The sequence below is a fragment of the Eikenella sp. HMSC061C02 genome, assembly GCF_001809035.1.
GTDB lineage: Bacteria > Pseudomonadota > Gammaproteobacteria > Burkholderiales > Neisseriaceae > Eikenella > Eikenella corrodens.
This window is the reverse complement of the sequence record NZ_KV795540.1, coordinates 54781-79588: the sequence shown is the minus strand read 5'-3', so window position 1 is coordinate 79588 and position 24808 is coordinate 54781. Positions and strand designations below refer to the sequence as shown.

Genomic DNA, 24808 nt, shown 5'->3' with positions numbered 1-24808 from the left:
CAGGTAGCCTTTATTTATGGCAAAACGATAGGGGGGCTTATGCCCGGCCTTCATCCAAGGGCTTGAGCATGATGCAGCGGCGTACGCTGTAATAGGTTTCTCTGCGCGGCCAGGGGAGCTGGGCAAATTGATTTTCTTCTTCAGCGGTGCCATCTTGGTTGTCGATCATAAATTCCACGGTCATCGTTTCGTTGTCCGATTGGGCGTAGAAGAAGCGGATTAAATGATATTGCGCTGTGAGGTTTTGATGGCAGATGACGGCTTGCAGCGTGCTTTCCAGCGCTTCGGGGATGATGTTACCGATGGTTTCCGCATCGCCGCCGTCGGTGTTTTCGCCCAGTTTTTTCGTTGTCCAGTCGCCCAAAATGGCTTGGAAACGGTTGCCGTTGTGGGTGGTCCAGATTTCGTGCGGGCAATGGTTTTCGCTAGGGTTGAACGCATCCAGCAAAACGTGCAGGCTGTTGGTGCAGAAGCTTTGCAGGTTGCGCGAGAGGGCTTCTTCCAGACTCTCGCCGATGTCGCCGCAGCATTCGTAGAGTTCGCGCCCGTCGGGCAGGGTGATACCGACATCGAAACGGCTCACCACCGCGCCGTTGGCGTGTTCGCGCGGAAACGCCCAGGTTTCGAGCTGCACGGGCACAGCGAAATCGGGCAGGATTTTTTCGCCCCGCGTTTGGCAGGTATAGCCGTGGGCTTGCAGGATTTCTGCGAGGGCTTCGTTGAGGTTTAGGGTATCGAGTTCTTGAGGTTCCATGAGTTTGCTCTTGAGGCTACCTGAAAAATATGGTGGTTGATAGGGGCTATGTTGTTATCGATTCTAACAAAGTTTGGTGTAGCCTTAGTGCTGGTTGGTCATTTCTCTAATACAGCGCCGTACGCTGCGTTTGAATGAAACCAAGCGGTGTCCTGGCGTGGCGGAGTAGATGTCATCAACCAAACAGCGGCCGTTTGGGCTGCATTGCAGCACGAATTGCACTTGGGTGGCCGAGAAATCGCCGGGAAACTGCTGGAATACGGCTTCGATTCGGCCGTTGGTCAGTGGCCGGATGTTTAGCGTCCGATTTAGGCTGGCTTGATCCCAATCCTGCCCGGCAATAATCGGGTCGTAATCGATGCAGCCGACTTCGTTCGGTGGTGTATGCTGTTTGTCTTCTTGGTATACAGCCTGTAGATCGGCGGAAAAATGGCGTTCCGGATGTGCATGAATAGTATTGCCGTTTTGATAGGGTACATATAGGCCTTGGATCAAGGCCAGTTTTTGTGGGCGGAAATTGTCTGCTCCGGCTGTTGTGGCGCAGGCAAGCAATAGGGCGGTCAAAATATATTTTTGCATATTGCTTCTCCTAATAATTGTGTTCTGAAACAATGTTTCTTCATTATATCAGTTATATAAAAGGCTACCTGAAACTTTCAGGTAGCCTTTTGCCATACGGAAAAGCTTAATGCCTGAAATGCCGCATGCCCGTTACCACCATGGCGATGCCGTGTTCGTCGGCCGCATCAAAAACTTCCTGATCGCGCATCGAGCCTGCGGGGTGGATGATGGCTTTGATGCCCTGTTCGGCAATCACGTCCACGCCGTCGCGGAACGGGAAGAAGGCATCGGAGGCAGCGCATGCGCCATTTAAGTCCAAACCTGCGTCCTGCGCTTTGCGGGCGGCGATGCGGGTGCTGTCCACGCGGCTCATTTGGCCTGCGCCGATGCCATAGGTTTGTCCGCCTTTGCCGAACACGATGGCATTGGATTTGACGTATTTGGCGACGTTCCAAACAAACAGCAAATCGTTCCATTCCTGCTCGGTCGGTTGGCGTTTGGAGACGACTTTCAAATCGGCGCGGCTGATGCGGTGGATGTCGGGCGTTTGTACCAACAGTCCGCCGCCGACGCGTTTGAGTTCAAAGCGGTTCGCACCTGCTTCTAGAGGCACTTCCAATACGCGCACGTTTTTCTTGGCGGCGGCGATTTCGAGGGCTTCGGCGGTGAACTTTGGCGCCATCAGGACTTCCATAAACTGGTTGTCGGTAATCTGTTTGACGGTTTCGCCGTCTACTTCGCGATTGAAGGCGATGATGCCGCCGAACGCGCTGGTGGTGTCGGTGGCGTAGGCGAGTTTGTAGGCGGTCAATGTATCGGCTGCAACGGCGACGCCGCACGGATTGGCGTGTTTCACAATCACGCAGGCGGGTGCGTCGAAGGATTTGACGGCTTCCCAAGCGGCATCGGCATCGGCGATGTTGTTGTAGGACAATTCCTTACCTTGCAGTTGTTTGTAGGCGGCGAGGCTGCCTGCGGCGGGGTACACATCGCGGTAGAACGCGGCGCGTTGGTGCGGATTTTCGCCGTAGCGCATGTCTTGCACTTTAATCCAGCTTTGGTTGAACTGGCTGGGGAATTCGCCGATTTCGGGCGTGCCGCTCAATACGTCGTCTGAAAGTGAAGTCAGGTAGTTGGAAATCATACCGTCGTATTGGGCGGTGTGGCTGAACGCCTTACGCGACAGGTTGAAGCGGGTTTTGTCGCTCAACGCGCCGCCGTTGGCTTCCATTTCGGCGGCGATGGCGGGGAAATCGGCGGTGTCGGTAACGATGGCGACGTGTTTCCAGTTTTTCGCGGCGGAGCGCACCATGGTCGGGCCGCCGATGTCGATGTTTTCAATCGCGTCTTCCAGCGTGCAGTTTGGCTTGGCGATGGTGGCGGCGAAGGGGTAGAGGTTCACGCACACCAGGTCGATGTTGCCGATGTCGTGCTCTTCCATAGTGGCAACGTGATCAAGCAAATCGCGCCGGCCGAGAATGCCGCCGTGGATTTTTGGATGCAGCGTTTTCACGCGGCCGTCGAGCATTTCGGGGAAGCCGGTGTAGTCGGACACTTCGATGACGGGAACGCCCGCATCGGCAAGCAGCTTGGCCGTGCCGCCGGTGGAGAGGATGGCCACGCCGAGCTTGTCGAGCGTGCGGGCAAATTCGACCGCGCCGGTTTTATCGGAAAGGCTGATGAGGGCGCGTTTGATTTTAGGGAGCATGGGGATTCCTTTGTAGGGTAGATAATGGGAAGGGAAGGGGCTACCTGAAATTTCAGGTAGCCTTATTCATCAACGGTTGTTCTGTATGCGCTGCCCGGCGCGGCGGGCAGCGGGGCTGTTGGGGTAGGTTTGTATCAGCTTGCGCCAGGTAACGCGGGCGATGTCGCGTTGCTGCATGCCCCATTGGCAGCTGCCGACGCTGTAGAGGGCTTCGGCGGCTTTGGGGTTGGCGGCGAAGCGGGTGGCGAAGCGTTGGCCGGTGAGGATGACGGATTCGCAGTTGCGCAGTTTTTCGTGGCTTTGCATCAGCAGGAAGAGGGCGTTTTGCTCGGTGCGGCTCCCGCTGCCGCTGCGTTCGGCGAAGCGCAGCTGCTGCAGGGCTTGGCTGTAGAGGCCGCTGCGATAGAGTTGCAGGGCTTGCTGGTAGGCTTGCTCTTGCGGGTTTTCAGCCGGAGCGGCGGCGGGTTCGGCGCTGCTGTGGCTGGTGCTGCGGCGGGAGGCAGCGCGGGTGTCGAGGAGCTGGGCGAGCTGTTGCTGGCGTTGTTGCAGCTCGCCGATTTGGCTGCGCAGTTCGGCGACTTGCTGTTGCAGTTGGCCGATTTGCTGGTTGTGGGCGTTGAGCTCGGTTTCGATGCGCTGCGGGGGCAGGGGGCTGCCGGCAGGGGTTGGCGATGCTTGGGGCAGGGCGGTGCAGGCAGCGAGGCCGCAGAGGGCGGCGGGGATGATTAGGCGCATGGGGTTTCCTCGGGATGACGTTTGCGCAGCAGGGTGAGGCCGTCGCCCAGGGGTAGGGTGAGGGCGGCTACGCGGGAGTCGGTTTGCAGGGATTGGTTGAAGGCGCGGATGCGCTCGATGGATTCGGGCGCGGGTTCGGCATTTTCTTGATACACGCGGCCGCCGAGCAGGAGATTATCGATGGCGATGAGGCCGCCCGGGCGCAGCAGGGTGAGGCAGCGTTCGTAGTAGTGGGCGGTGGGCGGTTTGTCGGCATCGATCAGGGCGAAATCGTAGCTGCCGCTGCGGCCTTGCCGGATGAGTTGGTCGAGTGTGATGAGGGCGGGCTGGAGGTGGAGCTCGATTTTGTGTTCCACGCCGGCTTCGCGCCAGAAGCGACGCGCGGTGTTGGTGTAGGTGATGTTGATGTCGCAGGCGGTGAGGCGGCCGTGTTCGGGCAGGGCGAGGGCGACGGCGGTGCTGCTGTAGCCGGTGAACACGCCGATTTCGAGGCAGCGTTCGGCGCGGATGAGCTGCACGAGAAAGGCGAGGAGCTGGGCTTGCTCGGCGGCCAGGTGCATTTTGCCCATACGGTGCTGCGCGGTGGTTTGGCGCAGGCGTTGCAACACTTCTGCTTCGCGCGGGTTGATGCTTTTCAGGTAGCCTGCAAGGCCGGGGGGCAGATGGTCGGTGGCTGCGGTCATGGCGCGGCGCGGGATTTAGTAGGAATAGTAGGTGTAGGGTTTTTTGGCGACTTTGCCGGCGGCGAAATCGGCCTGCTCTTCGGGGTTGAGCTCGACATCCCACAACAGGCCGCGGTTTTGGAGGCGGCGTTCTTGCTCTTCTGGGTGTTCTTCGATGTATTTTTGCAGGAACTGGGTGGCGTCGGATTGGTAGTTATACATGGTGTGTTTTCCTGTGGTGCGGGGTAGCGGCGATTATAACGGAAAGCGCTTGGTTTGGCAGCCGTTGCGGCGAAAGGTTATACTGCGCACTTTATCTGAAACACGCGCCTGCGCGCACACCGCAGGCTACCTGAAAAACAAGAAGAGAATACCCCCCTATGCTGACTAGATGGCTGCGCAAAATCCTGCCGGGCAAACCTGAAGCCGCCGCAACATATTCACACAAACAGGTGCTGCCGCAAAACGAACACGGCATCACGCCGGACGGGATCAGCTATGCGGCGGAAAAGGTGGTGTCGCGGTTGCAGCAGGCCGGGTTTGAGGCTTATGTGGTGGGCGGCGCGGTGCGCGATTTGCTCTTGGGCATCGAGCCGAAAGATTTCGATGTGGCCACTAACGCCCGCCCCGAAGAAGTGCGCAAAGTATTCCGCCGCAGCCGCATCATCGGCCGCCGCTTTCAGATTGTGCACGTGATGGTGGGGCCGGAAACGATTGAAGTTACCACCTTCCGCGGCGGCGGCAGCCCCGCGCGGCAAAACGAACACGGCCGCATCATGCAAGACAACAGCTACGGCAGCATGGAGCAAGATGCTGCCCGCCGAGATTTCACCTGCAACGCCCTGTATTACAACCCTGCCCGCGGGGAAATCACCGATTTCCATCACGGCGTGGCCGATATCCGCGCCAAACGCCTGGTGATGATTGGCGACGCCCGCGCACGCTATCAGGAAGACCCGGTGCGCATGCTGCGCGCCGCCCGGCTTTCCGGCAAACTCGGTTTTCAGGTAGCCCCCGATACCGCCGCGCCGATTGCCGAATGCCTGCACCTGTTGCCCAAAGAGCCGCTGGCGCGCCTGTTCGATGAAGTGATGAAACTCTTGTTTTCCGGCGCAGCCATCGACTGCCTCAAACAGATGCAGGCCTTGGGCATGGATGGCCAAAGCGTGCACCCCCTGCTTGCCTGCGCTTTAGAAAGGCTACCTGAAAACCAAGGGCGCGGCATCGTGGTGCTTGCCCTCAACAGCACCGACAGCCGCCTGCGCGCCGACCAAGGCGTATCTGTGGGCTTTGTGCTGGCCGCCGTATTGTGGCCGCAGGTGCGCGAGGCTTGGCAGCGCGCTCAGAGTAGCGGGCTCAGAACCATGCCCGCGCTCAGCGCCGCCGTGGCCGAAACCCGCGCTAATATGGAAAAAGGTTGGGGCGTGCCGCACCGCTTCACCGCCTCGATGCGCGAAATCTGGCAGCTCCAGCCCCAATTTGAGCACCGGCGTGGCGCCCGCCCCTTCCGCCTGCTCGCCCAGCCCCGTTTCCGCGCCGCCTACGATTTCCTGCTGCTGCGCGCCCGCGCCGGCGAAGTGGAGCAGGGTATTGCCGACTGGTGGACAGCGTTCCAAGAAGCCGATGAAGAACAGCGCAAGCAGATGATTCAAGCCGCCGAACAACGCCCAGACAGCGGCGACGCCCCCGCCAAAAAACGCCGCCGCCGGCGCAAGAAGAAAACAGGCGCGGCAGATAAGGGCGCGGCCGAATAGGCGGTATTGGGTTGAAGCAGCCGTAGGCCGGATTCCCGAATCCGATACCTTATTCAAAGGCTACCTGAAAATTCCGCCGACTCCGTTTTCAGATAGCCCCAATTCCAATCACTCAATGATTAAAAACGCCAAATGAAGCAAGCCATTATTGCCTTGGGCAGCAACCTCGAACAGCCCGTTTCCCAGCTGCAAAACGCTCTGGCCGCGCTGGCCGCGCATCCGCAAGTGCAGGTGTTGGCTGCTTCCTCGTTTTACCGCACCGCGCCGGTGGGTTATGCCGACCAGCCCGACTTTATCAACGCCGTGGCGCTGCTGGCTACCGATTTGCCCGCTGCCGAACTGCTCGCGCTGCTGCACCAAACCGAAGCCGCCGCCGGCCGCGTGCGCAGCTTCCGCAATGCCCCGCGCACGCTGGATTTGGATTTAATCGACTACGCCGGTCAAACGCTCGACAGCCCCGCCTTGCAGCTGCCGCACCCGCGCGCCCACCAGCGCGGCTTCGTGATGATTCCCCTGGCTGAAATCGCCCCGCAGCACATCCTGCCCGGCCAAACCGCCACCGCTGCCGAGCTGGCCGCTACTCTAGGCAATGAAGGTGTGCAACGTTTAGATGAAACAGAGAGTTAAGTTTTCAGGTAGCCTTTAATAGGCTGCCTGAACCCCCGAAGGCTACCTGAAACATTCCAAGGAGAAATCATGCAGTCAGACTACCGCTACATCGTTGTGGAAGGCCCCATCGGCAGCGGCAAATCCCCGCTCAGCCGCAAGCTGGCCGAGCATTTCGGCTGCACCCTCATCAGCGAGCAGCCCGAGAAAAACCCGTTTTTGGAACAGTTCTACCTCAATGCCGCCAACCACGGCTTAGCCGCCGAACTCTACTTCCTGCTGCGCCGCACCGAAACGCTCAACCTCATCGCCGCCGCCGACGAAATCGGCAACGCCAACCACAGCATGCAGCGCGTGGTGAGCGATTTCCTGCTGGAAAAAGACCAGATTTTTGTGCCCACCATCCTGCGCGAAGACGAGCAGGCGCTGTATTGGCAGCTCAAGCAAAAAATCATGCCCGAAATTCCCGTGCCCGATTTGGTGATTTACCTGCAAACCAGCGCTGGAGCCGCTGAAGCGCAGCTGCGCAGCCGTGGCGACAACCACATCAACCTGTTCCCACCCGGCTACCTGCAGCAGGTGCACGAGGAATACCACCGCTATTTCTACCTCTACGACCGCGCCCCGCTGCTGATTGCCAACACCGAAGAGTTGGATTTTGTGAATAATCCCGACCATTTCCAACTGCTGCTGCACGCCATCGCCAATATGCGCGGCAGCCGGCATTATTTGAACTTGAGCGAACGCTAGGGCAGAGGAGAAAGGCTACCTGAAAAATTTCAGGTAGCCTTTCTTCATCCCATGTATCGGCGGTAGGCCGGGCTACCATTTATACATCTCCCATTTACTTGTTCTAACAAAATTGCGCTGATGTTACCTGCGGGTTTCGTCTATACTTCGCCCTGCATTATCAAAGCTGGTCTTGACTTCGATCCTTGCCGCTTTCACGGTGGCAAACTGTGTTTAACCTAACTGAGGGAACTTTGATGAATCTACATGAATATCAAGCAAAAGAGCTGCTTGCGGGCTATGGTTTGCCGGTTCAGGGCGGGATTTTGGCCGCCAACGGCGAAGAAGCTGCTGCCGCCTACGATAAATTGGGCGGCAAATTTGCTGTGATTAAAGCCCAAGTGCACGCTGGTGGGCGCGGTAAGGCAGGCGGCGTAAAAGTGGTGAAAAGCCGCGATGAGGCCAAACAGGTGGCCGAAAGCCTGATTGGCAAAAATCTGGTGACTTATCAAACCGATGCCAACGGCCAGCCAGTAAACAGCGTGTTGGTGTGTGAAGATATGTATCCGGTGCAAACCGAGCTCTATTTGGGCGCGGTGGTAGACCGTGCCGCGCGCCGCGTGGTGTTTATGGCTTCCACCGAAGGCGGTGTGGAAATTGAAAAAGTGGCCGAGGAAACCCCGGAAAAAATCTTCAAAGTGGTTGTCGACCCGCTGGTGGGCCTGCAGCCCTGCCAAGCCCGCGAAGTGGCCTTCAAGCTGGGCTTGAAAGACAAACAAGTCGGCCAGTTTGTGAAACTGATGACCGGCGCCTACCAAGCCTTCATCGAAAACGATTTCGCCCTGTTTGAAATCAACCCGCTGAGCGTGCGCGAAGACGGCAGCCTGGCCTGCGTGGACGCGAAAGTGGGCATCGACGGCAATGCTTTGTACCGCCTGCCGAAAATCGCCGAGCTGCGCGACAAATCGCAAGAAAACGAGCGCGAGCTGAAAGCTTCCGAATTTGAGCTGAACTATGTGGCGCTGGAAGGCAATATCGGCTGTATGGTGAACGGCGCCGGCCTGGCGATGGCCACCATGGACATCATCAAGCTCAAAGGCGGCCAACCGGCCAACTTCCTCGACGTGGGCGGCGGCGCCACCAAAGAACGCGTGGAGGAAGCTTTCAAGCTGATTTTGGAAGACAAATCCGTGAAAGGCGTGCTGATCAACATTTTCGGCGGTATCGTGCGCTGCGATATGATTGCCGAAGCCATTGTGGCCGCCGTGAAAGAAGTGAACGTAACCGTGCCCGTGGTGGTGCGCCTCGAAGGCAACAACGCTGAATTGGGCGCGAAGATTCTGAACGAATCCGGCCTGAAACTCACTTCCGCCGACGGCCTGAACGACGCCGCCGAGAAAATTGTTGCCGCCGTAAACGCCTAAGGAGAACAGAATGAGCGTATTGATTAATAAAGACACCAAAGTATTGGTACAGGGTTTTACCGGTAAGAACGGTACTTTCCACTCCGAACAAGCGATTGCCTACGGCACCAAAGTGGTGGGCGGCGTTACCCCCGGCAAAGGCGGCCAAACCCATCTGGGCCTGCCCGTGTTCAACACCATGAACGAAGCCGTGCGCGAAACCGGCGCCGATGCCTCCGTGATTTATGTGCCCGCGCCTTTCGTGCTCGATTCCATTGTGGAAGCCGTGGATTCCGGCATGAAACTGGTGGTGGTGATTACCGAAGGCGTGCCCACGCTGGACATGCTCAAAGCCAAACGTTATCTCGAAACCAACGGCAACGGCACCCGCCTGGTGGGTCCGAACTGCCCCGGCGTGATTACCCCCGGCGAATGCAAAATCGGCATTATGCCCGGCCACATCCACCAGCCCGGCAAAATCGGCATCATCTCCCGTTCCGGCACGCTCACTTATGAAGCCGTGGCGCAAACCACCAAGCTCGGCCTCGGCCAATCCACCTGTATCGGCATCGGCGGCGACCCGATTCCGGGCATGAACCAAATCGACGCGCTGAAATTGTTTGAAGCCGACCCGCAAACCGAAGCCATCATCCTGATTGGCGAAATCGGCGGCACGGCCGAAGAAGAAGCGGCCGAGTTCATCCAGTCGAACGTGTCCAAACCGGTGGTGGGCTACATTGCCGGCGTTACCGCGCCCAAAGGCAAACGCATGGGTCATGCCGGCGCCATCATCTCCGGCGGCAAAGGCACGGCGGAAGAGAAATTCCGCGCCTTCGAAAAAGCCGGCGTGGCCTACACCCGCAGCCCGGCCGAATTGGGCAGCACCATGCTGGAAGTGCTGAAAGCCAAAGGCTTGGCATAATCCGGTTTGATTAGCTGATGAGGCTACCTGAAGATTTTCAGGTAGCCTTTTTTGCCGCAACAGAGGCTACCTGAAAATCTTGTGCAGGCTTAATGTGTGGAAAGCAGCTTGGACGCGAACGCCTGATCTATAGTGAATTAAATTTAAATCAGGACAAGGAGGCGAGCCGCAGACAGTACAGATAGTACGGCAAGGCGAGGCAACGCTGTACTGGTTTAAATTTAATTCACTATACTGCTGTGGAGTGGCCGGGCACTATATGCGTTTCATATATCCTATATGCCAAGAAAGGCTACCTGAAAAACGGTTTATCCTGTTTTCAGGTAGCCTTTTAGTCTGCCGCACGGGCAGACTGTTTATTGCCCGCGCAGGAACAGGGAGTCGAGGTCGGCGAGGGTGAGTTTTACCCAGGTGGGGCGGCCGTGGTTGCATTGGTTGCTGCGGGGGGTGTTTTCCATATCGCGCAGCAGGGCGTTCATTTCGGGCAGGGTGAGGCGGCGGCCGGCGCGCACGGAGCCGTGGCAGGCCATGGTGCTGAGGATGCGGTTTTCGCGCTCTTCCACAGTGCGGATGCTGCCGGTGTGGGCGGCTTCTTGCAACATGCTGCGGGCGAGCTCGGGAATATCGGCTTTGCTCAGCATCTGCGGCACGGCGCGTACGGCGATGGTGTGGCTGCCCACGGCGGAGCAGTCGAGGCCGTATTGGCGCAGCAAATCGGCGTATTCGGCCAGGGCGGCCATTTCTTCGTGGCCGGCTTCGAAACTCACGGGAATGAGCAGCTGCTGGCTGTGCAGGCTGCCGTGGCTTTGGCGCTGGGCTTTCATTTTTTCGTAGTTCACGCGCTCGGCGGCAGCGTGCATATCGATTAAGAGTAGGCTGTTTTCGGCTTGAGCGAGGATATAAATGCCGAGCAGCTGGGCGATGGCGAAGCCGAGCGGATGTTCTTCGGCATGGGTTTCAGGTAGCCGGGCGGCTTCTGCGCCGGGGGCGAAGCGGCTTTGCTCGAGGGCGGCAAGTTCGGGGTCTTCGCTGCCGCTGTGTTTGTAGAGCTCGGCATAGGTTTGCCAGGCGGCGCGGCTTTCTTGCAGGGTGAGGCGTTGCTGCTGCGGGGCGCGGGCGGGGCTATAAGCAACGGGGGGGCGGGCGCTGGGGCTACCTGAAAACTCGCCTTGCCCGCTTTCAGGTAGCCTTTGGCTGTGGATGTGTTGTAGCAGACTGCCGGCGTTGCTCACGCTGTCGGTTTGGTCGGCGCGGGTATCGGCCAGCGTTTTGTTCAGGGTGTGGAACACGAGCTGGTGTACGGCTTGGCTGTCGCGGAAGCGGATTTCGGTTTTGGTGGGGTGCACGTTTACGTCCACCATTTCGGGCGGCAGTTCGAGAAACAGCACGAAGGCGGGGGTGATTTGCTGGTGCAGCACGTCGCGGTAGGCCTGTTTGGCGGCGTGCAGCATCACTTTGTCGCGCACGAAGCGGTTGTTTACAAAACAGTATTGCTGGCTGCTGCGGCCTTGGGCGAAGGTGGGTTTGGCAATGAGGCCGTGCAAACGGAGGATGCCGTTGCCGCTGTCGATGGGTAGAGAGGCGGCCTGAAAATCCGCGCCCAGCACGGCGGTGATGCGCTCATTTTGGCTTTGGGCGGGGTATTTGGCGGTGGTTTTGCCGTTGTGAACAAGCTCGAAGGCAATGTGCGGGTTGGCTAGGGCGAGGCGGTCGAACATGGTGGCGCAGTGGGCGTATTCGGTGTTTTCGGATTTGAGGAATTTGCGCCGGGCGGGGGTGTTGAAGAAGAGGTCGGCCACTTCCACGCTGGTGCCTACGGGATGGGCGGCCGCGGCGGCAGGCTCGATTTGCCCGTCGCGGGCGCGCACTTGGCGGGCGGCAGTGCTGCCTTCCTGGCGGCTGGTGAGGGTGAGGCGGGACACGGAGGCGATGCTGGCCAGCCCTTCGCCGCGAAAACCCATGCTGCGCACGTGTTCCAAATCTTGCAGCGAGGCGATTTTGCTGGTGGCGTGGCGGGAGAGGGCGAGCGGGAGGTCGTCGGCGTGGATGCCGCTGCCGTTATCGGCCACGCGGATGAGGCGGATGCCGCCGCCGGCCAGCTCAACCTGGATGCGGGTGGCGCCGGCATCAATACTGTTTTCGATGATTTCTTTGAGCGCGGCAGCGGGGCGTTCCACCACTTCGCCGGCGGCGATTTGGTTCACGAGGTGGTCGGGCAGGGCATGGATACGGGGCATGATGGGTCTCGGGGTTGGGCTACCTGAAAAGGCTGGGTTTATTTTTCAGGTAGCCTTCAACCGTTTTGCAGTTTGGCGATATCGGGCGTGATCACGCGCACATCGGCATTTTGGGCGCGGTGGCGCAGGGAGTGGTCGGCGAGCACGAGGGCGAGCATGGCTTCGGCGATGGGGGCGGCACGCAGGCCGACGCAGGGGTCGTGGCGGCCGTGGGTTTCGAGCATAACGGGCTGGCCGTGGATGTCGATGCTGCGGCGCGGCGTGGCGATGGAACTGGTGGGCTTCACGGCGAAGTCGGCGCGTATGGTTTGGCCGGTGGAAATGCCGCCGAGGATGCCGCCGGCATGGTTGCTGGCGAAGCCTTGCGGCGTGAGCTCGTCGCCGTGTTGGCTGCCACGTTGGCGCACCACGTCGAAGCCGTCTCCGACGGATACGGCTTTCACGGCGTTGATGCCCATCAGGGCGTGGGCGATGTCGGCGTCCAGCCGGTCAAACACGGGTTCGCCGAGGCCGACGGGGACGTGTCGCGCTTCAATATGCAGCTTTGCGCCCACGGAGTCGAGCGATTTGCGCACGGAATCCATATAGGCTTCCAAATCGGCAATTTGGCTTTGGTTGGCGGCAAAGAAGGGGTTTTGGCCGATAAATTCTTCGCCTTCAAATGCGATTTCGAGTTCGCCCACCTGGCTCACCCAGCAGACGATTTCGGTGCCGAACTGCTCGCGCAGCCATTTTTTGGCCACGGCACCGGCGGCCACGCGGGCGGCGGTTTCGCGGGCGGAGCTTCTGCCGCCGCCGCGATAGTCGCGGATGCCGTATTTGTGCCAATAGGTGTAGTCGGCATGGCCGGGGCGGAATTGTTGGGCAATGTTGCCATAGTCGCGGCTGCGTTGGTCGGTGTTGCGGATGAAGAGGGCGATGGGCGTGCCGGTGGTGCGCCCTTCAAACACGCCGGAGAGGATTTCCACTTGGTCGGCTTCGCGCCGCTGGGTAACGTGGCGGCTGGTGCCGGGGCGACGGCGGTCGAGGTCGGGCTGGATATCGGCTTCGGCAAGCGGCAGGCCGGGCGGGCAGCCGTCGATGATGCAGCCGATGCCTACGCCGTGACTTTCGCCGAAGGTGGTGATGCGGAAGAGTTGTCCGAAGGAGTTGCCGGGCATGATGGTTGAAACAAGAAGATTGGGAAGATGCGGGCGAGTTTAGCACAAAGGCTACCTGAAAATGATTTTTCAGGTAGCCTTCGGCTATTCCGCAGCCTAAGCCTTTTTCACAAATTCGGATTTGAGGTTGAGCGCGGTGCCGTTTACTTTGCAGGCGATGTCGTGGTCGCCTTCCTGCAGGCGGATGTTTTTCACTTTGGTGCCTTGTTTGAGCACCAGCGAGCTGCCTTTCACTTTCAGGTCTTTGAGCAGCACCACGCTGTCGCCGTTGGCCAGCGGTGTGCCGTAGGCATCAACTGCGCTGAGGGCGTCGTCTGCCTCGGCAGCGGCATCGGCCTGGGCCGACCATTCGTGGGCGCATTCCGGGCAAATGAGGTTGGCGCCGTCTTCATAGGTGTATTCGGATTGGCATTGCGGGCAGGGCGGTAGGGTAGTCATTCGTTTTCCTTATCGTTTGAAATGATTGGGAGACTACCTGAAAGCTGGCAACGGTTTTCAGATAGCCTGATGAGGCGGCGGATTATAACGCGGCCAGCACGGCATCGCCCATGCCGCTGCAAGACACGAGCTTCGTGCCTTCTTCATAAATATCGCCGGTGCGCAGCCCCTGTTCCAGCACTTTCTGCACGGCGTTTTCGACTTGTTGCGCGCGCGCTTCGTCGTTCAGGCTGTAGCGCAGCAGCATGGCCAGCGAAAGGATGGTGGCCAGCGGGTTGGCTTTGTTTTGCCCGGCGATATCGGGCGCGGAGCCGTGCGAGGGTTCGTATAGGCCTTTGCCGTTTTCGTCCAAGGAGGCGGAGGGCAGCATGCCGATGGAGCCGGTGAGCATGGAGGCTTCGTCGGAAAGGATGTCGCCGAAGATGTTGCCGGTGGCAATCACGTCGAACTGCTTGGGTGCGCGCACGAGCTGCATGGCGGCGTTGTCCACATACATGTGGGAGAGTTCGACGTCGGGGTATTGTTTGCCGATTTCTTCAAAGATTTCGCGCCACAGCTCGGTGGTTTCCAATACGTTGGCTTTGCCGACGGAGCAGACTTTTTTGCTGCGTTTCTGCGCGGCGCGGAAGGCGACGTGGGCGATGCGGCGGATTTCGCTTTCGCTGTAGCGCATGGTGTTGAAGCCTTCGCGCTCGCCGTTTTCCAGCGTGCGGATGCCGCGCGGCTCGCCGAAGTAGATGTCGCCGGTCAGTTCGCGCACGATGAGGATGTCGAGGCCTGCCACGATTTCGGGTTTGAGCGTGGAGGCGTTGGCCAGCTCTTTATACAAAATGGCGGGGCGCAGGTTGGCAAACAGGTTCAAATCTTTGCGGATGGCCAAGAGGCCGCGCTCGGGGCGCAGCGGGCGGTCGAGCTGGTCGTATTGGGGCGAACCGACTGCGCCGAGCAGCACGGCATCGGCGGCGCGGCACAGGTTTTGCGTGAACTCGGGATAGGGGCTGCCGAATTGGTCGTAGGCTTCGCCGCCCAAAGGGGCGTATTCGTAGGATACGTCCAGGCCTTGTTCAATCAATTTATCGAGCACGCGCACGGCTTCGCGCACGATTTCGGGGCCGATGCCGTCGCCTTTGAGGATGGCTAGTTTTTTGGTCATGAGGGTAAGTCCTTTATAGAAGGTGGATAACTATTTTTCAGGTAGCCTTACTTCGAATAGAGGCTACCTGAAAACCTTAATGGGGCTGAAACAGGCTGATTTCGCCGTTGTGGTATTGGTAAAGATACGGGGAAATCGCATAGGGGGAATCTGCATAGATTTCGGCGGCTAACTGCTGCAGTTTGTCTAAGGTGGCCGGGTTGTCGGGGCTGCATGCGAAAAGCGCATCTCGGGTGGGCAAGGCAAACACGGGGTTGTCGGGCAAGTGTTTGGCCAGAACGCCGCCCAATAGCAGGATGAGCGAGGCATCGTAAGTGCCGTCGAATAGGATTTGGTTTAGCCCGGATTGCGGATCGGAGGCGATTTGGATTTGGCCTTTGCTGTATCGGCTCAGGTTGTCTAACGCGGTTTGCTGCAATTCGGCTTCGCTAATGCCGGCTTGGGCGAGGAGCAGGCGGTCGAGGCTGATGCTGAATGTTTCGTTTTTAAACACATAAGCCAGCAATAAATTCTCGGCCAGCGGCTCGTATATCAGTATTTCATCGGGATTGTCGCCGTTGCTGCGCATGGATTGTGCCATCTCGTCCAGCCATGCGGTAGATTTGATAACGGGCATGATGTTGTCACGGTGTAAGGCCGCGTCATTCAGCATCATGGTTTGGCGCATTATTTGGCTGTTGTGGGCCAAGATTGCTTCCAAATCGGCAGGCTCTTGGCAATAAAGGGCATATTGGTTGCCCAAATAGAGGCTGTGGCGGCCATTGCCGATTTCTACCAGCAGAGTGGTGTTTTCCAAGTCCTCTCCCCATTCTATGGAGACTTCTGCGCCGCAATCACGCCGGGTTTGCTCGGCAAAGAGTTCGGCAAATTGCTGCCAGTTTAATAATTCCGGCTGGTTGGGCAGGTTGTTTGAAAATGGCATTTTTTATTCCTTTTGAAATTAGAGGCTACCTGAAAACCTTAATGGGGCTGGAACAGGCTGATTTCGCCGTTGTGGTATTGGTAGAGCAGGGTGGAGATGGTGTAGGGGCCTTCTTCGGCAATCTGTGCGGCGGCAACCTTTAGGGTGGCGATGGCGCGCTCGTCGGAAGGGTTGCATAAAATCAGCACGTTGCGCGCAGGGATAGCCAGCACGGGGTTGGCGGGCAGCACTGGGTCGCTCGGCAGGATTTCGTCTAAGAGCAGGATGAGGGAGGCATCGTAGTCGCTGTCGAGCAGGATTTGAGTAAGGCTGCTTTCTTCTACGTGCTCAATCTGTATTTTGCCCTGCATATATTGGCGCAGGTTGGCGAGGGCGGTGTGGTGTAGGGCGGCATCGTCGGCCAGGCCGGCGGCGACGGCGTCTTCGCGGCTGAGGGAGCGCATGGCTTCGCTGGTGTCGAGCATGTAGAGCAGCACCAAATCGCCGGCAATCGGGCGGTAGATAACGGACTCTTCGGGTTCGGTGCCGGCTACTTGGGTAGCCTGCCGCAGGTGTTCGAGCCAGAGGCCGTTTTTAATCACAGGGAATACCTGCTCGGCACGGGCTTGCGGCCGCTCGGCCATCATTTGCCGCACCACAGCGGTGTTGGCGGCGAGGATGGCATCTAAATCGGCCGGGGCTTGCAGATAGCGGGCGTAGTGGTTGCCCAGATAGAGCCTGCCTTCGCCCACCTGCAACACGGTGTCTTCAAGGCTCTTGCCCCATTCGATTTGCGCATCCACGGCACAATCGCGGCGGATGTGCTCGGCAAAGTGTTGGATAAACTGCCGCCAATCCATTGTTTTCGGCTCGCGGCCGAAGAGTCTGCTGAAGAAAGACATTTTCCGATTCCTTTATTGTGATGAAATGCTTATCCGGGCGGCCTGAAGGCTACCTGAAAATGGGATGCGCGTTATTTGATTTTATTATGGTGGTTGATAGCGGAAGCAATAAAGGCTACCTGAAAAACTTACTCAATGCGGCAATCTGCGCTTCGGATTTTAAACACAGCCTTGCGGATGGTTTGCCCTGGATTGCCCACAAGCGGGGCGTGGCCGTCGTTGGGGAAGAAGAGGGCAAATTCGCCTATTTCCAAATCAAACCACGTTTCCGGCGTGCAGCGGAAAAATTCGATGTCGCGCTCTTCGTTATAGCCTTGGCCGTGTTGCAGGCGGCTGCGGTCTATCCAGCCATAGGTTTCCCTGCCGCTTAACGGCACTTGGATATCGATGTGGTTTAAATGCGCTTCGGGCAGGGCGGCTTCGCGTGCGCGCAGGGTTTCGGTTTGAATGAAGAGGCGGATATTCGGGTTGCCGCACGGCACTTGGCCGTCGGGCAGGGCGGCCAAATCCAGGCTTTGCAGCAGGCGGAAGGCTTCGGCAAAGTCGGGGTGCAACGCGGCGTAGCGGGATGCATGGGCGATGGTGTCGGTAATCATGGTTTAGGGCTACCTGAAAGGTGCAATGGCATCCTATTCGGCAAGTTGCCGCAAAATATCCAGTGTGGCGTCGTAGTGTTCGGTAATGGGGACAACGCGGCGGCTGGTTTGTTCGATATCTGCACTTTCCTCCGTCCACAGCGGCGGGAAGAAGTGGTAAACGCTGTCGCCGCCCAATGCGGCCGCTTCTTCCTGCCAGCCTGCCCAGCGCACGTTTTCGTAGAACAGCGCCAAATCGCCGCTAAATGCCCAGTTGAGGAAGTCGGTGTAGCCCAATTCGCAGTCTTCCCATTCGAGGGTGTCGGGCGGCAGGTAGAACACATTGCCGGGGGTGCCGTCCAAGCCGCCGCCGTTGAGGGCAAAGTAGCCGCCGGCGGCATCGTCTGCAATCAGATAATAGGGCGCGGGCGCGGCAGGTTCGGATTGGGTGCGGCCGAGATTCCAGCTGCCGAGGCCGCGCGGCAGGCGGGGGCTGCCCGAGCCCAGGATGCGCAGCCAGCCTTGGTCGATGAGAATGCCGCCGGTTTCATACACCACCGCACCCATCACGGAACGGGTACTTACTTGGGTTTTCACCAGTTCGGCTTCTGCGGCGGCCGGGTCGCGCGGCAGGATTTCCACCGGATTGGCGGCTTCGGCAAGCCATTCTTGAATCAGCGGCCATGCAGGGTCGGCGGTATTAATGAGGTCGGCTAAGGTTTTCATATGAGGCTACCTGAAAATGAGCGAAGCGAATTTCTGCGAAGCTAAAATGGGCAAGAGCAGGATTTTTGCGAAGCTAAAGTAAGCGCAGCAAAGTTTCTGCGAAGCTAAAAATGGGTGAGTTAAGCAGCTGTTTAGATGGCTATACCTTTGTTGTGCAGATTCGCCAAGCATTCGGCAAGGTAATCATCGTCGTGTTCGGCATAAATCGGGTTGCCGACAGGCTCTTCCGCCAAATCGGGATAGGGCGGGCAGGTGCTACCGCGATGGTTTTTATCGCGCCACGCGGGATCAGGCCGGTAGCCGCGCTGCTGCATTTCGTCCATGATGAGAGCGTGATAGGCATAGAGCAGATAGGGGCTGTGGGCGAAGACGTAGTTTACGGTGGCGTGCGGCCTGCCCCAGCCGTTGCCGCGCAGGGCGGCGCATTCGCGGTGTTGGCCGAGCAGTTGGGCACGGGGGAGTTGGGGGATAAGGGTTTGGTGCCACAGGCGCATGGTGATTCCCTAAATAAAGGCTACCTGAAAAAGGGAGAGCGGATTTCAGGTAGCCTGCAATGGTTTAGTTAATGGGGCGGGTTTCGCCGCTCACGGGGTCGTCAATTTGCATACGGCCGCTGGCTTTGTCCACTTCGTAGCCGAACAGGCGGGGGGCGGTGTGTGGATCGCCGCCGCAACGGGCGTCGTGTTTTTCGTGCACGTCCACAGTGTAGCTGTTGGTGGATTCGGTGGTGATGAACAGCAGGCATTCCGGTTTCAGGCTGGTTAGCCGGTGGCGGGCAACGGAGGCAGACACGCGGGCTACGGCTTGGTCTTTGTTGCTGATGGGTTCGGCTTGGGCGCTGAGGGCGAGGAAGGGCAGCAGGGCAGTGAGGAGGAGTGCGGGTTTCATAATGTTTTCTATTAGAGCTGGGAAAGATAAAAGGCTACCTGAAAAAGGTTTGAGCTTCGCTGAAACTTGCTTTCAGGTAGCCTTGGGTTTAGCTGTTAAACAGCCAGGGTTGGCTTTGGCGGCGCTCTGCTTCAAAGGCGCGGATTTGGTCGGCGTGTTGCAGGGTGAGGCCGATTTCGTCGAGGCCGTTGAGCAGGCAGTGTTTGCGGTGTTCGGTGATGTCGAATTTAAACACGGTGCCGCCGGGGGTGGTAACGGTTTGCCGTTCTAAATCGATGCTGAGTCGATAGCCTCCGGTGGCATAGGTTTCCTGGAAGAGTTGTTCCACCTGCTCCTCGGTCAGCACGATGGGCAGCAGGCCGTTTTTGTAGCAGTTGTTGAAGAAAATATCGGCAAAGCTGGGGGCGATGACGGCACGGAAGCCGTAGTCGTCGAGCGCCCAAGGGGCGTGCTCGCGCGAGGAGCCGCAGCCGAAGTTTTTGCGCGTGAGCAGGATTTGCGCGCCTTGGTAGCGCGGCTGATTCAGCGAAAAATCAGGATTGAGCGGGCGCTTGCTGTTGTCCATGCCCGGCTCGCCGTGGTCGAGATAACGCCATTCGTCGAAGCAGTTTACGCCGAAGCCGCTGCGTTTGATGGATTTGAGGAATTGTTTGGGGATGATGGCGTCGGTGTCCACGTTATTGCGGTCGAGCGGGGCAACGAGGGCGGTGAGCTGGGTAAAGGCTTTCATGGCGGGTCTTTGTGGTTTGCTTAAAGGCTACCTGAAAATGTAACCTTAATATTTATATGGCTATTTTTATTCCGGCAGGCGCTCGGCCTGCCGGATGCTTGGTTTATTCGGTGGCGTTTTCGATTTTCTCGCCCACATGGGAAATACCGCGGCCAACGGCATTGCTGCCCTTGCGTACGGCTTCGCGGGTGTTGTCGATGTTGTTGGCAGTGTCTTCTTTTACGCCGTGCCAAGTGCTGGAACAGGCAGAAAGGCCGATGGCGGTAATGGCGAGGATGAGAAGGTGTTTCATGTTTTCAGCTCCTTATGTGAAGAAATGAAAGATGCACGATTAGCTCGTGTGGCTTTATTATCGGCCAAAACAGCAAGGCCGACGGCTGATTTAGCCTGAATTTATCGGATTTTACTTTTCAGGTAGCCTTTGCAGCCGGGCAACTGCCGGATTAAAAATCGGCTTCATAACCGTGGCCTCGGCTACCGTAAAAAATCAACCAGCGCGCTAGAGAATAGACAATGTGCAATTGGCTTTCCAAACTTTCTGGCTCGGCTTCTGGCGGTTCGTATTGGTCTTTTAGATATTCCAAGCCGTGTTGCTGCGCAGCGGGGGTAACTGCGGCAATCAGTCGGTGGGCATAATCTACAGCTTCTTCGGCCAAATGGTTCGACCATGCTTCGTTGAGCAAATCTTCGCCGATCAGCTCCTGACAGTCAGCCAGGAATTGGCCGCGGAATACGTTTTCGTCTTGACCAAAGGCGCGATATACCGGCACGCTGTCTTGTTCCGGAGCCAATTCGATTACATAGTAGCCTTGGTAATCTTGGTAAACTTCATCAAACGGCGGTTTATCCGGATTATCGTCGGCATCATATTGTTCGCGCAGCCAAGCGTCTGCCTGAGCATCTCTACCCACTTGCGGTGCCTTGATGGTTTCATAGCTGGGTATGCCGAGCGCGAACCATTCTTTCAGCAGTTGTTCTCGTTGGTCGGGAGAAAGATTTTCCGACGGTATCAGACTATATAGCTCATAAAAGCGTTGCTCCTTGCCCGCTTTGGGTTTGCTTAACGGGCGCATATCCAATCCCATATTATTTTCCTTTCGTAGTCGGATTTTCGGGTAGCCTCGGCAGGGGCGGGCGGTTTAACGGTTGCGGCCGGGGTTGTATTTGAGCACGATGCGGGTGAGGTCGCCGCGGTGGCGGCGGCAGAAAGCATCTGCTTCGGCCCTGCTGGGGCGGCGTTTGCCGTCTTGGCCGAGCAGGCGGATGGCGGGGTGTTCGCGCAGCATGGAAGCAATCGGTTCGCTTTCAATTTGTTTGCCGCATTCGCCGTAGCGGGCGAAGCCTTCGTAAACGTTGTTGAGGCGGGTGCGCGTGTCGATTTCGGCGCGGGCAATGCGCGGACAGGCGGCGATGAAGGCTTCAAACATGGCAAATTCGCTCAGCACGGTGCGGCACTGCTCCGGTGTGGGCGAAGCGATAGGCTCGGCGGCAGCCAGGGCGGGGCAGAGGGCGGCGAGCAGGAGGGTGGTTTTGAGGAGGGTTTTCATGGGGCTCAATCTATTTTTGGGGTTCCTGAGAAGGGGGTATTTTAACTTTTTCAGGTAGCCTGTGGGCAGGTAGAGGCTACCTGAAAGCGCAGCTTCAACAAAGTTAAAACGAGGTTTCGGCGGAGCGGAGCGAAGTTAAAGCCATCAAGCCAGTTGGCGCACATCCACAAAATGCCCGGCCACCGCCGCCGCTGCCGCCATGGCGGGGCTGACGAGGTGGGTGCGGCCGCCGTTGCCCTGCCGCCCTTCAAAATTGCGGTTGGACGTGGAGGCGCAGCGCTCTTTCGGCGCGAGGCGGTCGGCGTTCATGGCCAGGCACATGGAGCAGCCGGGTTCGCGCCATTCGAAGCCTGCGTCGGTGAATATTTTGTCCAGGCCTTCTTTTTCCGCCTGCTCTTTCACCAAGCCGGAGCCGGGCACGACCAGCACGCGGTTCACGTTGTCGGCCTTTTTGCGGCCTTTGGCCACGGCGGCGGCTTCGCGCAAATCTTCGATGCGGCTGTTGGTGCACGAGCCGATGAACACCACGTCCACGGGGATTTCGTTCAGCGGCGTGCCGGCGGCCAAGCCCATGTATTCCAAGGCGCGCTCCATGCCAGCGCGTTTCACTGTGTCGGCTTCGTCGGCAGGATTCGGCACTTTGCCGTCTACGCCCAGCACCATTTCGGGCGACGTGCCCCACGTTACCTGCGGTTCGATATCTTCGGCGCGGAATCTGTACGTTTTGTCGAATTCCGCACCGTCGTCGGACACCAGCGTGCGCCAGTAGGCCACGGCTTTGTCCCAATCCGCGCCTTTGGGGGCGAATTTGCGGCCTTGGATGTAGTTGATTGTGGTGTCGTCCACGGCCACCAAGCCGCTGCGCGCGCCGGCTTCAATCGCCATGTTGCACAGGGTCATGCGGCCTTCCATACTCAGGCTGCGGATGGCTTCGCCGCCGAATTCGATGGCATAGCCCGTGCCGCCCGCCGTGCCGATTTGGCCGATGATATACAGTGCGATGTCTTTGGCGGTTACGCCCGGTTTCAGGCTGCCTGAAACTTCAATCAGCATGGATTTGGACTTTTTGGCGGTGATGCACTGGGTGGCCATGGTGTGTTCCACTTCGCTGGTGCCGATGCCGTGCGCCAGCGCGCCGAACGCGCCGTGGGTGCTGGTGTGCGAGTCGCCGCATACCACAGTCATGCCGGGTAGCGTCGCGCCCTGCTCGGGGCCCATCACGTGCACGATGCCTTGGCCTTTGTCTTTAAACGGGAAATACGCCAGCGCGCCGAATTCTTTGATGTTTTTGTCCAAAGTGTCCACTTGCAGCTTGGAAATCGGGTCTTTGATGCCTTCGTCCCAATGGTCGGTGGGCGTGTTGTGGTCGGCAGTGGAGACCACGCTGTCGATGCGCCACAGCTTGCGGCCGGCCATTTTCAGGCCTTCAAATGCCTGCGGGCTGGTCACTTCGTGCACCAGGTGGCGGTCGATATAAAGGAGGACGGTGCCGTCTTCTGATTCGTGGACAATATGGCTGTTCCAGAGTTTGTCGTAGAGGGTTTGTGCGCTCATTGGATTTGTTCCTTGATATGATTTTGAGGTGGATTATGCACAGAATGTCTAAAAAACGCAAGAATAGAAAAGTAAAGATTATCTTGGGTATAGAATATTTGGATTTGTTTGTACGTTTTGTCTAATTGGATTGGTGGGAGGCTACCTGAAACGTGGTTTTAGCCAAATTGCCTTGAATGAAAAGGAAATATCTGTACGCCAGATAGCGGATAAAAATAATGGGATAAGGCCGAGGCTGCAGGCGGCGCAGGTAGTATTCCAGACCAGCCAACACGGCAGCTTTCTTATTTTGATTCGCTATACCGGCCACTCCGAGTTTGGAACGGATGTGCCCAACGCTTATAATTCATGCTTGGTTTTACCACCCATTTGCCGCCTGTGCCACCAGTAGGCTACCTGAAAGAATCCGCCATGACCGAATACCGTTACCCCGCCGCCCAAATTGCTGCCGAAGTGTTGCAGCGTTTGGCACCGCAGGCCGCCGAGCCAGTGTTGCCGCTGTTGGACGAACTGTTTGCCGCGCAAGAGGGTGGCCACAGCTACATCACGCTCGCGCCGCAAGAGGCGGAGGCGTTGCGGCAGGCCGCGCCGGTGGTGGGCGATGGTGGCGCGTTCACGCCTTTGGTGTTGCGCGGGCGGCGGCTGTTTAGTGGCAGGCTGTTTGCACTAGAGCGCAGCGTGGCCGCCGAATTACAACGGATTGCCCATAATCGGGTGAGGCTACCTGAAAACGCCGGGCTGCGGCAACGGTTGCGCGATTGGTTTCCCGATGCCGGGCATAACGGGCAGCGGCTGGCTGCCGCGCTGGCGGTGTTGCAGCCGCTGATGCTGGTAACTGGCGGGCCGGGCACGGGCAAAACCACCACGGTGGCTAAGCTGCTGGCGCTGCTGTGTGCCGATGCGGTCGAGATGCCGCGCATCGCGCTCACCGCCCCCACCGGCAAGGCTGCCGCCCACATGACCCGTTCGCTGCACCGTGCGTTGAGTAGCTTTAAGGTGGGTAGCGAACAGGTGTTGCAGCATTTGACAGTATTGGAAGGACAAACTGTCCACCGTTTGCTGAAGCTGAACCCAGCAGTCGGCTATTCGAAATTTAACCGTGAGCAGCCGCTGCCTTTTGATATTGTGGTGGCCGACGAGGCTTCCATGCTGGATTTGCCGCTGCTGCACCAATTATTGTGCGCCATTCCCGAGCATGGCCGCCTGATTTTGTTGGGCGATGAAAACCAGCTGCCACCAGTGGGCATCGGTGCTGTATTGCCCGTGCTGGCGCAGCCCACCGTGCTCACGGCTAAAGAAGCTGCCCAGTTGGCCGAGTGGCTGCCCGAAGGCGTGCCGTTTGAAGTGCGGGATAACCCGCCGCCCTTGGCCGGTAACGTGGCGCGGTTGGAATACAGCCACCGTTTCGATCCGCAGCGCGGCGTGGGCGCATTGGCACAGGCCGTGGTGAACGGGGAGGCTGCCGCCGCCGAAGCCGCGTTTGCCCGCTTTACCGACGACTTGTTCAGGCTACCTGAAACCCCCGCCGCCTTGGCGCGGCACTTTGCCAAACAGTACGAGGCCTACTGGCAGGCGGTAAACAGCGGCGACCCGGCGGCCTGCTTTTCCGCCCAGCAGCAGTTGGTGGTGCTGGCCGCACGGCGCAGCCAAGCGGCAGAGTTCAACCGCGAATACCGCAAGCTCCTGGTCGCGCAGGGCAGAGCGGCGGAACAGGGCTGGTTTGCCGGGCAGGTGCTGATGGTGGCGGAAAACGATTATGCCGTGAACGTGTTTAATGGTGACATCGGCATCGTGCTGCCGCATGGCGACGGACTCGCTGCGTTTTTCCCCGATGCAGGCGGCTTCCGCGCCGTATCGCTCAGCCGGCTGCCCGCGCACGATACCGCCTTTGCCATGACCGTACATAAAAGCCAAGGCTCGGAATACCAGGAAGTGTGGCTCTTGGGCGACGAGGCCGACTCCGCCCTGTTCGACCGCAGCCTGCTCTACACTGCCATCACCCGCGCCCGCCGCCGCTTCGGCTACGCCGGCCAGATGAGTGCCCTTATTGCCGCCGTGCAACGCAAAAACCACCGCCGTACCGGTTTGGGCGAGGCATTGCAATCGCTAAAGTAAATGAGAGTTAGCAAGAAAAAGGCTACCTGAAAGTTTCAGGTAGCCTTT

The 24808-nt window shown here is 58.5% G+C and carries 27 protein-coding genes and 1 pseudogene; 7 read left to right on the top strand and 21 right to left on the bottom strand.

All coding sequences use genetic code 11. The features are described 5' to 3' along the window. Window positions 1–37: 37 nt before the first annotated feature. The 6 genes from HMPREF2541_RS03855 to HMPREF2541_RS03830 all read right to left on the bottom strand — a co-directional run bounded on the left by HMPREF2541_RS03855 (window position 38) and on the right by HMPREF2541_RS03830 (window position 4642). A complete protein-coding gene (locus HMPREF2541_RS03855; protein ID WP_003823192.1) occupies window positions 38–754 on the bottom strand; it encodes a DUF6348 family protein in 717 nt (238 codons plus the stop codon). Window positions 755–838: 84 nt separating this feature from the next. After that, a complete protein-coding gene (locus tag HMPREF2541_RS03850) occupies window positions 839–1333 on the bottom strand; it encodes a hypothetical protein (RefSeq protein ID WP_070541792.1) in 495 nt (164 codons plus the stop codon). A gap of 106 nt (window positions 1334–1439) precedes the next feature. Next, window positions 1440–3023 (bottom strand): bifunctional phosphoribosylaminoimidazolecarboxamide formyltransferase/IMP cyclohydrolase, encoded by a 1584-nt coding sequence (purH, locus tag HMPREF2541_RS03845; protein ID WP_003823190.1) that lies wholly within the window; start codon window positions 3021–3023, stop codon window positions 1440–1442. 69 nt (window positions 3024–3092) lie between these two features. Next, window positions 3093–3758 carry a tetratricopeptide repeat protein gene (locus HMPREF2541_RS03840; RefSeq protein WP_003823189.1) on the bottom strand — a complete coding sequence of 222 codons (666 nt, stop codon included), beginning with the start codon at window positions 3756–3758 and terminating at the stop codon, window positions 3093–3095. Then, window positions 3749–4441: a class I SAM-dependent methyltransferase gene (locus tag HMPREF2541_RS03835; protein ID WP_064083860.1), complete on the bottom strand. Its 693-nt coding sequence runs from the start codon at window positions 4439–4441 to the stop codon at window positions 3749–3751. The genes HMPREF2541_RS03840 and HMPREF2541_RS03835 overlap by 10 nt, the downstream gene beginning before the upstream one ends. Window positions 4442–4456: 15 nt before the next feature. Continuing rightward, on the bottom strand, window positions 4457–4642 hold the full coding sequence (locus HMPREF2541_RS03830) for a DUF3460 family protein (protein ID WP_003823186.1): 186 nt from the start codon (window positions 4640–4642) through the stop codon (window positions 4457–4459). Window positions 4643–4800: 158 nt separating this feature from the next. On the opposite strand from HMPREF2541_RS03830, the gene pcnB reads away from it, so the two are divergent. From pcnB to HMPREF2541_RS12345, 6 genes and pseudogenes are all read left to right on the top strand, one after another. After that, window positions 4801–6174: a polynucleotide adenylyltransferase PcnB gene (gene pcnB, locus HMPREF2541_RS03825; protein ID WP_003823184.1), complete on the top strand. Its 1374-nt coding sequence runs from the start codon at window positions 4801–4803 to the stop codon at window positions 6172–6174. A gap of 132 nt (window positions 6175–6306) precedes the next feature. After that, a complete protein-coding gene (gene folK / locus HMPREF2541_RS03820; RefSeq protein ID WP_003823183.1) occupies window positions 6307–6801 on the top strand; it encodes a 2-amino-4-hydroxy-6-hydroxymethyldihydropteridine diphosphokinase in 495 nt (164 codons plus the stop codon). A gap of 69 nt (window positions 6802–6870) precedes the next feature. After that, entirely contained in the window at window positions 6871–7530 is a 660-nt protein-coding gene (locus tag HMPREF2541_RS03815) for a deoxynucleoside kinase (RefSeq protein WP_003823182.1), read from the top strand. A gap of 236 nt (window positions 7531–7766) precedes the next feature. Continuing rightward, complete coding sequence (gene sucC / locus HMPREF2541_RS03810) at window positions 7767–8933, top strand: ADP-forming succinate--CoA ligase subunit beta (RefSeq protein WP_070541789.1); 1167 nt, start codon at window positions 7767–7769, stop codon at window positions 8931–8933. Window positions 8934–8943: 10 nt separating this feature from the next. After that, complete coding sequence (gene sucD, locus HMPREF2541_RS03805) at window positions 8944–9834, top strand: succinate--CoA ligase subunit alpha (protein WP_070541786.1); 891 nt, start codon at window positions 8944–8946, stop codon at window positions 9832–9834. A gap of 128 nt (window positions 9835–9962) precedes the next feature. Further along, window positions 9963–10069: pseudogene (locus tag HMPREF2541_RS12345) on the top strand (IS5/IS1182 family transposase); the annotation flags it as partial. A gap of 121 nt (window positions 10070–10190) precedes the next feature. Here HMPREF2541_RS12345 and mutL read toward each other — a convergent pair. The 15 genes from mutL to leuC all read right to left on the bottom strand — a co-directional run bounded on the left by mutL (window position 10191) and on the right by leuC (window position 22645). Next, a complete protein-coding gene (gene mutL, locus HMPREF2541_RS03800) occupies window positions 10191–12071 on the bottom strand; it encodes a DNA mismatch repair endonuclease MutL (RefSeq protein WP_070541783.1) in 1881 nt (626 codons plus the stop codon). Between the two features lie 56 nt (window positions 12072–12127). Then, a complete protein-coding gene (aroC, locus tag HMPREF2541_RS03795) occupies window positions 12128–13231 on the bottom strand; it encodes a chorismate synthase (RefSeq protein ID WP_070541780.1) in 1104 nt (367 codons plus the stop codon). 96 nt (window positions 13232–13327) lie between these two features. Continuing rightward, the gene (locus HMPREF2541_RS03790; protein WP_070541777.1) at window positions 13328–13669 is read right to left on the bottom strand and encodes a zinc ribbon domain-containing protein YjdM; all 342 of its coding nucleotides are present in this window, start codon (window positions 13667–13669) and stop codon (window positions 13328–13330) included. 82 nt (window positions 13670–13751) lie between these two features. Continuing rightward, on the bottom strand, window positions 13752–14822 hold the full coding sequence (leuB, locus tag HMPREF2541_RS03785; protein ID WP_070541774.1) for a 3-isopropylmalate dehydrogenase: 1071 nt from the start codon (window positions 14820–14822) through the stop codon (window positions 13752–13754). Window positions 14823–14898: 76 nt separating this feature from the next. Further along, complete coding sequence (locus HMPREF2541_RS03780; RefSeq protein WP_064087939.1) at window positions 14899–15744, bottom strand: DUF1444 domain-containing protein; 846 nt, start codon at window positions 15742–15744, stop codon at window positions 14899–14901. Between the two features lie 38 nt (window positions 15745–15782). After that, complete coding sequence (locus HMPREF2541_RS03775; RefSeq protein ID WP_064087938.1) at window positions 15783–16625, bottom strand: DUF1444 family protein; 843 nt, start codon at window positions 16623–16625, stop codon at window positions 15783–15785. A 128-nt stretch (window positions 16626–16753) separates the two neighbouring features. Beyond that, complete coding sequence (locus HMPREF2541_RS03770; RefSeq protein WP_064087937.1) at window positions 16754–17221, bottom strand: NanQ anomerase/TabA/YiaL family protein; 468 nt, start codon at window positions 17219–17221, stop codon at window positions 16754–16756. Between the two features lie 33 nt (window positions 17222–17254). After that, entirely contained in the window at window positions 17255–17926 is a 672-nt protein-coding gene (locus tag HMPREF2541_RS03765; RefSeq protein ID WP_064087936.1) for a DUF2625 domain-containing protein, read from the bottom strand. A gap of 131 nt (window positions 17927–18057) precedes the next feature. Then, on the bottom strand, window positions 18058–18420 hold the full coding sequence (locus tag HMPREF2541_RS03760; protein WP_064087935.1) for a TIGR02328 family protein: 363 nt from the start codon (window positions 18418–18420) through the stop codon (window positions 18058–18060). 64 nt (window positions 18421–18484) lie between these two features. Next, the gene (locus tag HMPREF2541_RS03755) at window positions 18485–18814 is read right to left on the bottom strand and encodes a hypothetical protein (protein WP_064087934.1); all 330 of its coding nucleotides are present in this window, start codon (window positions 18812–18814) and stop codon (window positions 18485–18487) included. 88 nt (window positions 18815–18902) lie between these two features. Beyond that, on the bottom strand, window positions 18903–19544 hold the full coding sequence (leuD, locus tag HMPREF2541_RS03750; protein ID WP_064087933.1) for a 3-isopropylmalate dehydratase small subunit: 642 nt from the start codon (window positions 19542–19544) through the stop codon (window positions 18903–18905). A gap of 103 nt (window positions 19545–19647) precedes the next feature. Beyond that, the gene (locus HMPREF2541_RS03745; RefSeq protein ID WP_023886792.1) at window positions 19648–19836 is read right to left on the bottom strand and encodes a hypothetical protein; all 189 of its coding nucleotides are present in this window, start codon (window positions 19834–19836) and stop codon (window positions 19648–19650) included. Between the two features lie 151 nt (window positions 19837–19987). After that, the gene (locus HMPREF2541_RS03740; RefSeq protein ID WP_064087932.1) at window positions 19988–20629 is read right to left on the bottom strand and encodes a hypothetical protein; all 642 of its coding nucleotides are present in this window, start codon (window positions 20627–20629) and stop codon (window positions 19988–19990) included. A gap of 54 nt (window positions 20630–20683) precedes the next feature. After that, window positions 20684–21091, bottom strand: coding sequence for a hypothetical protein (locus HMPREF2541_RS03735; RefSeq protein ID WP_003823163.1), 408 nt, complete (start codon window positions 21089–21091; stop codon window positions 20684–20686). Window positions 21092–21235: 144 nt separating this feature from the next. Beyond that, entirely contained in the window at window positions 21236–22645 is a 1410-nt protein-coding gene (gene leuC, locus HMPREF2541_RS03730; RefSeq protein WP_064087931.1) for a 3-isopropylmalate dehydratase large subunit, read from the bottom strand. A gap of 411 nt (window positions 22646–23056) precedes the next feature. Here leuC and recD point away from each other — a divergent pair, with 411 nt between their 5' ends. Continuing rightward, entirely contained in the window at window positions 23057–24760 is a 1704-nt protein-coding gene (gene recD, locus HMPREF2541_RS03725; RefSeq protein WP_064088030.1) for an exodeoxyribonuclease V subunit alpha, read from the top strand. Window positions 24761–24808: the final 48 nt, after the last annotated feature.